This is a genomic window from Pelagerythrobacter rhizovicinus (assembly GCF_004135625.1).
Classification (GTDB): Bacteria; Pseudomonadota; Alphaproteobacteria; order Sphingomonadales; family Sphingomonadaceae; genus Pelagerythrobacter; species Pelagerythrobacter rhizovicinus.
The window spans coordinates 571,001-583,458 of the sequence record NZ_SDPV01000002.1; the positions used below are offsets into that span (position 1 = coordinate 571,001).

General features: G+C 66.6%; 14 protein-coding genes and 1 tRNA gene. 9 read left to right on the forward strand and 6 right to left on the reverse strand.

What is annotated here, in order from left to right:
• Positions 1–11 precede the first annotated feature (11 nt).
• A tRNA-Gly gene (locus tag ETX26_RS10575) sits at positions 12–85 on the reverse strand.
• 35 nt (positions 86–120) lie between these two features.
• Positions 121–1,017, reverse strand: a complete 897-nt coding sequence (locus ETX26_RS10580; RefSeq protein ID WP_129524651.1) for a LysR family transcriptional regulator — start codon at positions 1,015–1,017, stop codon at positions 121–123.
• 90 nt (positions 1,018–1,107) lie between these two features.
• Between ETX26_RS10580 and ETX26_RS10585 the strand changes: the two genes are divergently transcribed.
• From ETX26_RS10585 to mmsB, 9 genes are all read left to right on the forward strand, one after another.
• Positions 1,108–2,604, forward strand: a complete 1,497-nt coding sequence (locus ETX26_RS10585) for a CoA-acylating methylmalonate-semialdehyde dehydrogenase (protein WP_129524652.1) — start codon at positions 1,108–1,110, stop codon at positions 2,602–2,604.
• Between the two features lie 59 nt (positions 2,605–2,663).
• Positions 2,664–3,179, forward strand: coding sequence for a hypothetical protein (locus tag ETX26_RS10590; RefSeq protein WP_129524653.1), 516 nt, complete (start codon positions 2,664–2,666; stop codon positions 3,177–3,179).
• The gene (locus ETX26_RS10595) at positions 3,179–3,493 is read left to right on the forward strand and encodes an I78 family peptidase inhibitor (RefSeq protein ID WP_129524654.1); all 315 of its coding nucleotides are present in this window, start codon (positions 3,179–3,181) and stop codon (positions 3,491–3,493) included. Before ETX26_RS10590 ends, ETX26_RS10595 begins: the two co-directional genes overlap by 1 nt.
• Positions 3,494–3,537: 44 nt before the next feature.
• The gene (locus ETX26_RS10600; protein ID WP_129524655.1) at positions 3,538–3,993 is read left to right on the forward strand and encodes a YybH family protein; all 456 of its coding nucleotides are present in this window, start codon (positions 3,538–3,540) and stop codon (positions 3,991–3,993) included.
• Between the two features lie 9 nt (positions 3,994–4,002).
• Positions 4,003–5,148 (forward strand): acyl-CoA dehydrogenase family protein, encoded by a 1,146-nt coding sequence (locus ETX26_RS10605; RefSeq protein WP_129524656.1) that lies wholly within the window; start codon positions 4,003–4,005, stop codon positions 5,146–5,148.
• Between the two features lie 11 nt (positions 5,149–5,159).
• The gene (locus tag ETX26_RS10610) at positions 5,160–6,215 is read left to right on the forward strand and encodes an enoyl-CoA hydratase/isomerase family protein (RefSeq protein ID WP_129525343.1); all 1,056 of its coding nucleotides are present in this window, start codon (positions 5,160–5,162) and stop codon (positions 6,213–6,215) included.
• A 113-nt stretch (positions 6,216–6,328) separates the two neighbouring features.
• Complete coding sequence (locus ETX26_RS10615; RefSeq protein WP_129524657.1) at positions 6,329–7,114, forward strand: enoyl-CoA hydratase-related protein; 786 nt, start codon at positions 6,329–6,331, stop codon at positions 7,112–7,114.
• 6 nt (positions 7,115–7,120) lie between these two features.
• On the forward strand, positions 7,121–7,342 hold the full coding sequence (locus ETX26_RS10620; RefSeq protein ID WP_129524658.1) for a hypothetical protein: 222 nt from the start codon (positions 7,121–7,123) through the stop codon (positions 7,340–7,342).
• Positions 7,343–7,356: 14 nt separating this feature from the next.
• Positions 7,357–8,226: a 3-hydroxyisobutyrate dehydrogenase gene (gene mmsB, locus ETX26_RS10625; RefSeq protein ID WP_129524659.1), complete on the forward strand. Its 870-nt coding sequence runs from the start codon at positions 7,357–7,359 to the stop codon at positions 8,224–8,226.
• On the opposite strand, the gene ETX26_RS10630 is transcribed toward mmsB, so the two are convergent.
• The 4 genes from ETX26_RS10630 to gcvH all read right to left on the reverse strand — a co-directional run bounded on the left by ETX26_RS10630 (position 8,210) and on the right by gcvH (position 12,458).
• Positions 8,210–8,944, reverse strand: coding sequence for an Nmad3 family putative nucleotide modification protein (locus ETX26_RS10630; RefSeq protein ID WP_129524660.1), 735 nt, complete (start codon positions 8,942–8,944; stop codon positions 8,210–8,212). The genes mmsB and ETX26_RS10630 overlap by 17 nt on opposite strands.
• Entirely contained in the window at positions 8,944–10,515 is a 1,572-nt protein-coding gene (gene gcvPB, locus ETX26_RS10635; protein WP_129524661.1) for an aminomethyl-transferring glycine dehydrogenase subunit GcvPB, read from the reverse strand. The genes ETX26_RS10630 and gcvPB overlap by 1 nt, the downstream gene beginning before the upstream one ends.
• Before the next feature lie 112 nt (positions 10,516–10,627).
• Entirely contained in the window at positions 10,628–11,989 is a 1,362-nt protein-coding gene (gene gcvPA / locus ETX26_RS10640; RefSeq protein ID WP_129524662.1) for an aminomethyl-transferring glycine dehydrogenase subunit GcvPA, read from the reverse strand.
• 97 nt (positions 11,990–12,086) lie between these two features.
• A complete protein-coding gene (gene gcvH, locus ETX26_RS10645) occupies positions 12,087–12,458 on the reverse strand; it encodes a glycine cleavage system protein GcvH (RefSeq protein WP_129524663.1) in 372 nt (123 codons plus the stop codon).

The window sequence follows — 12,458 nt, forward strand, 5'->3', positions numbered from 1 at the left end:
CACTGTAAACGTGGAGCGGGTGAAGGGAATCGAACCCTCGTCGTCAGCTTGGGAAGCTGCTGCTCTACCATTGAGCTACACCCGCGCGGTCAGCGCCTTTGCCGTAACGGCGCGCGCGGGTCAATCGGGCATCAGCACCTTGCGGCCCGCCCGTACGCAGTCGAGCAGCCATTCCTTCGCGAGGCGCACGCGGGCGAGGTTCTGGGTGTCGCGGTGGGTTACGATCCAGAAGCTGCGGCGGATCGAACGGTCCGGGCAGACGGGAACGAGGTCCGTGCCGCGGTCGCCGATGAACCGCGGCAGGACGCCGATCCCCACCCCTTCCTCGATGAGGCGGTTCTGCGCGTTGATGCTGGAGGAGCGGATCTGCGCCGTCAGCCCCGCGTGGAAGTCGTCGAGGTAGTTGAGCTCGGGCGCATAGAGCAGGTCGGGGATGTAGCTCACCAGCGTATGCCCCTGCGCGAGGTCGCGCGGGCGCTGCGGCGCGCCGTGCGCGGCCACGTAGCGGCGGCTGGCGTAGAGCATGAGGCTGTAGTCGGAGAGTTTGCGGCAAATGACCGGCCCGGCCTTGGGGCGCGAGAGCATGACGGCGATGTCCGCCTCCCGCTTCGAAGGACTCAGGAACCCGCTGTTGGCGACCAGTTCGATCGAAAGGTTGGGATGGGCGCGGGCAAAATCGGCAAGATAGAGCGTGAGGAACTGGCTGCCGAAGCCTTCCGAGACACTGAGGCGCAGATTGCCGCCGAGGCCCGTCTGGCGGCTTTGCACGGCGTCGATCGTGCGGGCGGCCTGAGCCATGGCTTCCGCTTTGGCAAGCAGGCTCTCGCCGGCTTCGGTCAGCGTCTGGCCCTCGCGCGTGCGTTCGAACAGCGTGATCTCGAGCTGCCGCTCCAGCCTCCGCAGCCGGCGGCCGAGGGTGGTCGGATCGAGCCGGAGAGCACGCGCCGCCCGGCCAATCTGACCCGCTTCCGCCACCGTCAGGAACACGCGGATGTCGTTCCAGTTGAGGTCCTGCATATTTGCAGGCTCTACCTGCGAAATTGAAGGTTGTCTGCAAGCTTGCAATCGGCACCATCCGCGCCCAACGATTGGTAGAGGAGATATGTCATGCGCCAGGTCGACCATTTCATCGCCGGAGGAGCCGGTGGCGGATCCGGGCGCACGCACAAGGTGTGGAACCCCTCCACCGGTGAAGTTCAGGCCGAGGTCGCGCTGGGCGATGCCGCTCTGCTCGACCGCGCGATCGAGACTGCAAAGAAGGTCCAGCCCGGCTGGGCGATGACCAATCCGCAGCGGCGCGCGCGGGTGATGTTCCGCTTCAAGGAACTGATCGAAGCCAACATGCAGGAGCTCGCCGAGCTGCTCGCCAGCGAGCACGGCAAGGTCGTCGACGATGCCAAGGGCGATGTGCAGCGCGGGCTGGAAGTGATCGAATACGCCTGCGGCATCCCGCAAGTGCTGAAAGGCGAATACACGCTCGGCGCCGGCCCGGGTATCGACGTCTATTCGATGCGCCAGCCGATCGGCATCGGTGCGGGCATTACGCCGTTCAACTTCCCCGCGATGATCCCGATGTGGATGTTCGGCATGGCGATCGCGGCAGGCAACGCCTTCATTCTCAAGCCGAGTGAACGCGATCCTAGCGTGCCCGTGCGCCTCGCCGAGCTGTTCCTCGAGGCCGGCGCGCCCGAGGGGCTGCTGCAGGTCGTCCATGGCGACAAGGAAATGGTCGACGCGATCCTCGATCACCCGGACATCGCCGGCGTCAGCTTCGTCGGCTCCTCCGACATCGCGCATTACGTCTACAAGCGCGGGGTCGAGAATGGGAAGCGCGTCCAGGCGATGGGCGGCGCGAAGAACCACGGCATCGTGATGCCCGATGCCGACCTCGATCAGGTGGTGAACGACCTGGCCGGCGCCGCCTTCGGCTCGGCCGGCGAGCGCTGCATGGCCCTGCCCGTGGTGGTTCCCGTGGGCGAGGAGACCGCCGAGCGGCTCAAGGAGAAACTGATCCCCGCGATCAACGCCTTGCGCGTCGGCGTTTCGACCGATCCCGACGCACATTACGGCCCGGTCGTCACGCCCGAGCACAAGGCGCGTATCGAGCAGTGGATCGACACTGCCGAACAGGAAGGCGCCGAGATCGTGATCGACGGGCGCGGGTTCAGCCTGCAGGGGCACGAGAAAGGCTTCTTCGTCGGCCCGACGCTGATCGACCGGGTGACGCCGCAAATGAAGTCCTATCAGGAGGAGATCTTCGGCCCGGTGCTCCAGATCGTGCGGGCGGCGGACTTCGAGGAGGCGGTGCGCCTGCCGAGCGAGCACCAGTACGGCAACGGTGTCGCCATCTTCACCCGCAACGGCCACGCCGCGCGCGAATTCGCCAGCCGGGTCAATGTCGGCATGGTCGGCGTGAACGTGCCGATCCCCGTGCCGGTTAGCTACCACTCGTTCGGCGGCTGGAAGCGCAGTGCTTTCGGCGACACCAACCAGTACGGAACCGAGGGGCTCAAGTTCTGGACCAAGGTCAAGACGGTCACCCAGCGCTGGCCCGACGGCGGCGGCGACGGATCGAACGCCTTCCTCATCCCCACGATGGGTTGAGACGGGATAATCCGCGCGGTTCGCGAGTTTAGGCAGCGCAGCAAAGACTGGAGAACTCCATGCGACTGATGATTGCCCTTGCCGCCGCCCCGGCGTTCGCGCTCGCTGCCTGCGGTGCGCCCGCCGACGACACCGTCGACGGCGCGGACGCCGCGGCCGATACCCCGATGCCGGTCGAACCGGATGGAGGCATCGGCGACGGCGCAACGCCGCCTGCTGACCAAACCTCCACGCCCGACGGCGATGCGGCCTCGATCCCGACCGCGCTTCAAGGTCGCTGGGGCCTCGTCGCGGCCGACTGCACCTCGACGCGGGGCGACGCCAAGGGGCTGATCGAGGTCACCGGCAACACGATCACGTTCTATGAATCGCGCGCCACGCTGAGCGACGTTGCCCAGCGCACCGACGACAGCGTCCGTGCCACTTTCTCCTTCACCGGCGAAGGCATGACCTGGACCCGCGACATGGCGCTCGCCGCACAGGACGGCGGGGAAACGCTCGTCCGCACCGAATACGGCGAGGACGCCATGGCCGATCCGCTGCGCTATAGCCGGTGCTCCGAAGGAGACGCTTGATGATTCACACTGGAAAACTGATCGCCATCTTGCCCGCCGCCGCGCTCGCGGCGTGCGCCACGACGTCCGCCAATGAGCCCGGCACGCCCGACGCCGGAAATGCAGAGACTGCCATGTGCGATCCGGCAGCCGCGCAGTCTTACGTCGGCCAGAAGGCGACCCCGCAGGTCGGCGAGCAGATCCTCGACGCGACCGGCGCACGACAGCTTCGCTGGGGGCCGCCCCGCACGGCCTTCACGATGGATTTCCGGCAGGACCGGGTCAACGTGATGTACGATGATGCGATGACCATCACCCAAGTCACTTGCGGGTGAACGATGCACGGATCGGGGTCCAGGCTCGAGTCGGCGGGCGGCGCATGAAATACGCGCTGCCCTTCATTCTCGCGCCGTTCGCGCTCGGTGCATGTCAGAGCGTGCCCGACCCTTCGTCGGCGAGCTTCCGCGAAACGCTGGACCGCCACATGGCCGCGATCCAATCGCGAGATTATCAGGGGATCGTGGACACGATCACCAGGGGCGACAGGCTCATACTGATCTTTCCGAACGGTGAGCGCTACGACACGCGCGAGCAGTTTCTCGCCTTTCACCGCGAATGGTTTGCCGATCCCGCGTGGGTGATGGTGCTGGAGCCGGTGAGGGTGCGGGAGGGGCGCGACTACGGCTACGCGCTCTATCGCACCAGCTACGATGCCGATGGCGCGGGGCCGACACCTGGACGCTCCGCCTATCTCTCGCTTGGCTTCCAGCTCGAGGATGGCCAATGGCGGCTCGTGCACGACCAGAACACGCGGATCGAAACCGCGACAGACTGAACAGGGCCAATGACAGGACAATTCCAGCTTACCGACGATCAGCTCGCGATCCAAGAGATGGCGCGCCGCTTCACGGCCGATCACATCACGCCGTTCGCCGCCGAGTGGGACGAGAAGCACCACTTCCCACGCGACGTGATCCAGAAGACCGGCGAACTCGGGTTCGGTGCGATTTACGTCTCCGAGGAGAGCGGCGGGATCGCGCTCGGCCGGCTGGAAGCGGCGCTGATCATGGAAGCCATGGCCTACGGCTGCCCGGCGACGAGCGCCTATGTCTCGATCCACAACATGGCCGCATGGATGATCGACCGTTTCGGCGGCGAGAAGGTCAAGAAGAAGTTCCTCCCCCGGCTGGTGACGATGGAGCAGATCGCCAGCTACGCGCTGACCGAGCCGGGCTCCGGCTCGGACGCGGCCGATCTCAAAACCACGGCGCGGCTGGACGGCGACCATTACGTGCTCAACGGCACCAAGCAGTTCATCTCGGGCGGCGGGTTCAACGACGTCTACGTCTGCATGGTCCGCACCGGCGAGCACAAGAGCCGCGGGATCACCTGCCTCGTCGTCGAGAAGGACACGCCCGGCGTCAGCTTCGGCGCGCCGGAGAAGAAGCTCGGCTGGAACGCCTCCCCCACCGCGCAGGTGATCTTCGAGGATGCCCGCGTGCCGGTGGAGAACCGCGTCGGCGCGGAGGGTGACGGTTTCCGCTTCGCCATGGCCGGGCTCGACGGCGGACGCCTCAACATCGGCGCGTGCTCGCTGGGCGGCGCACAGCGCTGTCTCGACGAGGCGATCGCCTATACAAAGGAACGCCAGCAGTTCGGCCAGCCGATCGCAGACTTCCAGAACACCCAGTTCACCCTCGCCGACATGGCGACCGAGCTCGAAGCGGCGCGCGCCCTGCTATACCTCGCGGCGGTCAAGGTGACCGACAACGCGCCGGACAAGACGCGCTTTTCCGCGATGGCCAAGCGCCTCGCCACCGACAGCGGCAGCAACGTGGTCAACAACGCGCTCCAGCTCTTCGGCGGCTACGGCTATCTGAAGGACTACCCGATCGAGCGCTTCTGGCGCGATCTGCGGGTGCATTCGATCCTCGAAGGCACGAACCAGGTCATGCGCATGATCGTGGGCCGGGACCTGTTGCGGCAATGAATGGCGAGCCGATGACCGACGACGTGAACATCCATACCCACGGGAAAGCCGGGCACATCTCGCTCAACCGGCCCAAGGCGCTCCATGCGCTGACCTTAGAGATGTGTCACGCGATGAGCGATGCGCTCGGCAGGTGGAGAAACGACGATTCCGTCGAAGCGGTGATTGTCGATCACGCCGAAGGGCGCGGCTTCTGCGCGGGCGGTGACATCGCCTTCCTCCGCAATTCCGCGCTCAATGACGACGGCGCGAGCGGGCGGAATTTCTTCCACGACGAATACCAGCTCAACCACCAGATGTTCGCTTACCCCAAGCCGATCGTCGCCTTCATGGACGGGATCACGATGGGCGGCGGCGTCGGTATCAGTCAGCCCGCCAAGTACCGCGTCGCGACCGAGAACACCCGCTTCGCTATGCCGGAGACCGGAATCGGTCTGTTCCCCGACGTCGGCGGGGGCTGGTATCTTGCGCGGCTCGGCGGGCGGCTCGGCCAGTTCCTCGCGCTCACCGGCGCGCGGCTCGACGGCGCCGAGTGTCTCTGGGCCGGGCTTGCCACCCATTACCTGCCGACCGCGAAACTGCCCGAGGCGAAGGCGCGCATCGCCGAGCATCCGGACCGGATCGGCGGCATCTTGTCCGAGCTATCGGTCACGCCGCCCGAAGCGCGGGTCGCCGCCAACGCCGACCGCATCGCCAAGCATTTCGCCTCCGACCGGTTCGAGGACATCCTGGCCAGCCTGGAGAAGGACGGCGGCGAGTGGGCCCAGAAGGAACTCGACGCGCTCCGCGCCAAGAGCCCGCAGACCTGCAAGGTCGCGCTGCGCCAGCTTGCCGAGGCGAAGGACTTCACCGATTTCGCCGACAACATGCGCAACGAGTACCGGATCGCCAGCCGGGTCATCGTCCGTCCCGACTTCGCCGAAGGGGTGCGCGCGGTGATCGTCGACAAGACCGGCGATCCCAAGTGGGCCCCCGCTACGCCCGAAGGTGTGACCGAAGACCTGCTCGACAGCATCTTCGCACCGTTACCCGAAGGGGAGGAGTGGGTGCCGCTCACGCGGAACTGACCAGCATCGTCATGCTGAACTTGTTCAGCACCCATCGCTCCGTCGGCGATGGAGGCGCAAATTCTAGGACCAGGCCCTGACGCAAGTTCAGGGTGACGAATGGAGGGAGGCCCATGGCCGATTACGAAACGATCACCGCCGAACAGCGCGGCGCCGTCACGCTGATCACGCTCAACCGCCCGCAGGCGCTGAACGCGCTCAATTCGCAGGTGCTCGAGGACCTGATCGCCGCCTTCACCGCGTTCGAGGCCGACGACAGCCAGCGCTGCGCGGTGCTGACCGGCGCGGGGGACAAGGCCTTCGCCGCCGGCGCCGACATCAAGGAAATGGCCGACAAGGCCGCGGCCGATTTCTTCCTGGAGGATTTCTTCGCGCGCTGGACCAGCCATTTGGTCAAGGCGACCCGCAAGCCCTGGATCGCGGCGGTGAACGGCTTCGCGCTCGGCGGCGGATGCGAGCTCGCCATGATGGCGGACTTCATCATCGCCAGCGACAAGGCCAGGTTCGGCCAGCCCGAGATCAAGCTCGGCGTCGCGCCGGGCATGGGCGGCAGCCAGCGCCTGACCCGCGCGATCGGCAAGGCCAAGGCGATGGAGATGTGCCTGACCGGCCGCATGATGGACGCCGAGGAAGCGGAGCGCAGCGGCCTCGTCGCACGCGTCGTGCCGCACGACAGCTTGGTGGACGAGGCGCTGAAGACCGCCGCCACGATTGCCGCGATGCCGCCCATGGCCGCAATCGCGAACAAGGAAATGGTCAATGCCGCGTTCGAAACCACGCTGGATCAGGGGCTGATGGTCGAACGCCGCATCTTCCAGATCCTCGCCGCATCGGAGGACAAGGCCGAGGGCATGGCCGCCTTCATCGACAAGCGCGAGGGTAAGTGGAAGGGACGGTGATCCTATATGAGCCGGGGCACCATAGTCGCAGCGGGCATTCTGCTGGCTCTGCAGACGGGGCTTTTCGCCCTGCTGGCAACTGGTTGGCTGGGTGACTACGACAGTTCGACGTTAGCGCTCATCGTCTACTTCTTGGCAGGAACTTGGTTCTTCGCGGTTGGCGCCGCATTGATTGTCAGCGCGAGCCTCCTTCGATGGCTCATCAACCGGCCGAACGACCGCCGGTGATCGGGAGACTAGAAATGAAAATCGCCTTCATCGGCCTCGGCAACATGGGCGGCGGGATGGCTGCCAATCTCGTCAAGGCAGGGCACGAGGTCCGTGCGTTCGACCTTGCGGAACCGGCGCTGGCCGCGGCGCGTGAAAACGGGTGCGAGACATTCGGCACCGCGAAGGAAGCGGTCGCAGGCGTGGAGGCGGCCGTCTCGATGCTGCCCAACGGCGCGATCGTGAAGGCGGTCTACGAGAACGACGTGTTCGGCCATGCGCCCGAAGGCGCGGCGCTGCTCGATTGCTCGACCATCGACGTCGCCACTGCGCGTGAACTGTCCGAGGAGGCCGGCGCGCAAGGTTATGTGATGGCCGACGCGCCGGTTTCCGGCGGCATCGCAGCCGCCAACGCGGGCACCCTGACCTTCATGGTCGGCGGCAGCGATGAGGCGTTCTCGCGCGCCGAACCGATCCTCGCGGCGATGGGCAAGGCGGTCATTCACGCCGGAGATTCCGGCGCGGGCGAAGCGGCCAAGCTGTGCAACAACCTCATCCTCGCCGCGACGATGATCGCCACCTGCGAGGGCTTCGCGCTGGCGGAGAAGCTCGGGCTCGATCCGCAGGTGTTCTACGATATCTCGTCGAAAGCGACCGGGCAGTCGTGGTCGATGACCAGCTACTGCCCCGTCCCCGGCGTCGGACCGCAAAGCCCGTCGGACAACGACTATCAAGGCGGTTTCGCCACGGCGCTGATGCTCAAGGACCTGAAGCTGGCGATGGAAGCGGCGGAGACGTCCGGCGCCCCGACCCCGCTCGGCCGCCATGCGAAGGAGCTTTACGAAGCCTTCGCCGCGGAAAACGGCGGGCTCGACTTCTCCGCGATCATCAAGACGCTTCGATAGCCGCGATTACCCGCGCGAGCCATTCGCGCGGGGCCTTGCGTCGGCCTACATCGGCGACGAATTCCTGACCGCGCGAAACGGCACGGAGCTGGCCGCCTCGAAGCCACCGGTCGGCACGGTCGTGATAGGACAGACCACCGCGCCGCAGCCACTCGGGCCGGCGCCAGAGGCTCGGTGGGCCGCCCGGCACCGTGAGCCGCAGGAGTTCCGGCGCGCCCGCGGCGGCTCGTCCACGGCCGCGATAGATCGCGTCGTTGCGGCCGTGCATGGCGATGGCGTGAGGGTGCCCTCGGTCGCGCAGGCCCGCGAGCGTGGCGGCGTCGCAACGTGCGAGGTCGATCCGCCGCGCGACTTCGAGATAGCCGAAGATCCGATGATGCGGCTCGCCGGTCTCCTCGTCGCGGAAGAGACCGAAGAAGAGGAATACGTCTCCGGCACCGATGCCGCGGTTTGCCAGATGCGTCTGCGCCGCACCGCACTGGCCGAACAGGCAGGTGCCGTCCGGCAGGAACATCGGGTCGTGGTGGCAGAGATCGTCCGCACCGAACCGCCCCCTGCTGGCGCGGGCTGCATGCTCGCCAAGCCCCAGCGAACCGTAAGTCGTGCGCGAATGCTCGGTCGCCGGAATCGGCAGGCTGAGCGGCCGGCCACCGACGATCGGCGACGGGCCGCCACCCGAAGTGCTGTCGAAGCCTTTCCTGCTCAGGACGATCCGCATCAGGCGGAGTCGGGATCGCTCCAGGCCAGCACCGGCTTGCGCGCCGCGAGCGTTTCGTCGAGGCGGCGGCGCGGCGCGTAATAGGGCGCCTGCTTCATCGACACGTCCCCGGCCCTTGCACGCTCCGCCACACTGCGCAGGGCGGCGATGAACTGATCGAGGCCTGCCTTGCTCTCGGTTTCGGTCGGCTCCACCAGCATGGCGCCGTGCACGACGAGCGGGAAATACATCGTCATCGGATGATAGCCCTCGTCGACCAGCGACTTCGCGAGGTCGAGCGTCGAGAGCCCTTCGGAGAAGCCCGCGTCGGAGAACAGCGCCTCGTGCATGCACGGCCCGCTCTTGCCGAACGGTGCCTCCAGCAGGTCTTCGACGCTGCGCAGGATGTAATTGGCGTTGAGCACCGCGTCCTCCGCCACTTGGCGAAGCCCGTCCGCGCCGTGGCTGAGAATATAGGCGAGCGCACGGGTGAACATGCCCATCTGGCCGTGGAACGCGGTCATGCGGCCGAACGCCTGCGTATGATCGAACTCGGCCGCGTTCTCCTCCTCGACGAGGTGGACCACGCCGTCCGCGGTGCGCGCGGTGAACGGCAGTGGACCGTAGGGGCTCAGCGCCTCGCTCAGCACCACCGGACCGGAGCCCGGCCCGCCGCCGCCGTGCGGGGTGGAGAAGGTCTTGTGCAGGTTGATATGCATCGCATCGACGCCGAGGTCGCCGGGGCGGATCTTGCCGACGATAGCGTTGAAGTTCGCCCCGTCGCAGTAGACGAACCCGCCCGCAGCATGGACCGCGTCGGAGATCGCCTTCATGTCACGCTCGAACAGGCCGCAGGTGTTGGGATTGGTAATCATCACCGCGGCCACGTCGGGCCCGAGGCGGGCCTTGAGCGCCTCCAAATCCACCCGCCCGTCGGCATTGGCGGGAATGTTCTCGACGCGGTAGCCGGCAAAGGCCGCGGTCGCGGGATTGGTGCCGTGCGCGCTTTCCGGCACGAGGATCACCTCACGCGGATCGCCGCGCGCCTCGAGCGCGGCGCGGATGCACAGGATGCCGCACAACTCGCCATGCGCGCCCGCCTTGGGGCTCATCGCCACGCCGTGCATGCCGGTGAGGTCGATCAGCCAGAAGGCGAGTTCGTTGATCACCTCCAGCGCGCCGCGCACGGTCGAGACCGGCTGCAACGGGTGGACGTCGGCAAAGCCGGGCATGCGCGCGATTTTCTCGTTCAGCCGCGGATTGTGCTTCATGGTGCACGAGCCGAGCGGAAAGAGGCCGAGGTCGATCGCATAGTTCTGGCGGCTGAGGCGGGTGTAATGGCGCACCGTCTCGGGCTCCGACAAGCCGGGCAGGCCGATCGGCGCCGTTCGCTCCATTCCGCCGAGGCGGTTCGGGCCGCCTTCGATCTCCGGCAGGTCGACGCCGGTGGTGTCTGTCCCGGCAAGCTCAAAGATCAGCGGTTCTTCGAGCATCAACGCGCGGTTGCCGGTGACGGTCTGCGGGCCGCTGTGCATGCCATCGTCGGCAGCGGTCATCTCGGGCTTCCAGCCGGACTTGTTCGGGGCGTTCATCACAAACTCCGTTCGTGCTGAGCTTGTCGAAGCACCGCTTTTTCTTCGGGTGCGGTGCAAGAAGTAAAGTGCGGCCCTTCGACAAGCTCAGGGCGAACGGGAGGAGGGGGTATCATGACAATGCTCCCTCGAGCGCGGAGGCGAGCGTTTCGATATCCTCCTCCGGGGTGGTTTCGGTGACCGCGACGAGCAGGCCGCCCTTGAGTGCTTCCTCCGCCGGATAGAGCCGGCCGAGCGAGACGCCCGCAAGAACTCCGTCGTCGGCGAGCTTGCGCACGATCTCGCGCGCATCGCCGTCGATCACGAGCGTGAACTCGTTGAAGAAGCTGTCGTTGAGCACCCGCACGCCGGGCACGCGGGCCAGCCGGTCGGCCGCCTTGCAGGCGAGCGCATGGTTCCAGGAAGCGAGACGCCGCAGCCCCTCTTCGCCGAGCAGCGTCATGTGGACGGAGAAGGCCAGCGCGCAGAGCCCCGAATTGGTGCAGATGTTGCTGGTCGCCTTCTCGCGGCGGATATGCTGTTCGCGGGTCGAGAGCGTGAGCACGAAGCCGCGCTTGCCCTCGGCATCGACGGTCTCGCCGCACAAACGGCCGGGCATCTGCCGCACGTGCTTGGGATCGCGCACCGCGAACAGCCCCAGATAGGGTCCGCCGAACTGCAGCCCGACGCCGATCGCCTGTCCCTCGCCGACGACGATGTCCGCGCCCAGCTCGCCCGGCGCCTTGATCGCGCCCAGAGCCACCGGCTCGGTGTTGACCGCGATCAGCAGCGCGCCCTTGGCATGCGCCGCTTCGACGATCGCGGCGAGATCGGGAATGCGGCCGAGAATGTCGGGATACTGCACCACGACGCAGCTCGTCTCCTCATCGATCCGCGCGATCAGGCCGGCATTGTCGGGCGTGCCCTGCAGCGAGGGGAGCGCGTCGGCGATCTCGTCGTCGGTGAACTTGGCCATCGTCCGCACGACTTCGGCATAGTGCGGGTGCAGCGCGCCCGAGAGGACCACGCGCTTGCGCCGGGTGACGCGCCCGGCCATGGCAACCGCTTCCCAGCAGGCGGTCGAGCCGTCATACATCGAGGCATTCGCCACGGCACAGCCGTAGAGCCGCGCGACCTGGCTCTGGAACTCGAACAGCATCTGCAGCGTGCCCTGCGCGATTTCGGGCTGATAGGGCGTGTAGGCGGTCAGGAACTCGCCGCGCTGGATGATATGATCGACCGTCGCAGGCACGTGATGGCGATAGGCCCCGGCGCCGAGGAAGAACGGCGCGTCCGCCGCGGCGAGGTTCTTCTTCGACAGGCGCCGCATGTGCTGCTCGACCGCCATTTCGCTGGCGTGGAGCGGTAGCCCCTCGATCGGGCCGGACAGCCGCGCTTCTTGTGGGACGTCGACGAACAGGTCGTCGATCGAGGAAGCGCCGATCCTTGCGAGCATTGCGCCGCGATCGGCGTCGGTCAGGGGTAGGTAGCGCATAATTTTCTATCCTGCGCCCCAGCGAAGGCTGGGGCCTCGTGCCATTGCGGAGCGCCGGCGGCCTGAGGTCCCAGCCTGCGCTGGGACTCATCCTTCATCACAGTCCGTCGACGAAGCTCTTGTAAGCCGCTTCGTCCATCAGCCCTTCGAGCTGCGACTTGTCGGCGATGGTCAGCTTGAAGAACCAGCCCTCTTCCTCGGCGCTCGAGTTGACGAGGGCCGGGTCCTCCTCGAGCGCGCCGTTGGCTTCCAGGACTTCCCCGCTGATCGGGGCGTAGACGTCGCTTGCGGCCTTGACGCTCTCGACCACCGCGGCATCCTTGCCCTTCTCGACCGTGCTACCGACAGCCGGCAGTTCGACGAAAACGATGTCGCCGAGCTGTTCCTGCGCATAGTCGGTGATGCCGACGGTTGCGGTATCGCCTTCGACGTCGATCCATTCGTGTTCTTCGGTGAAATAGCGGGCCAT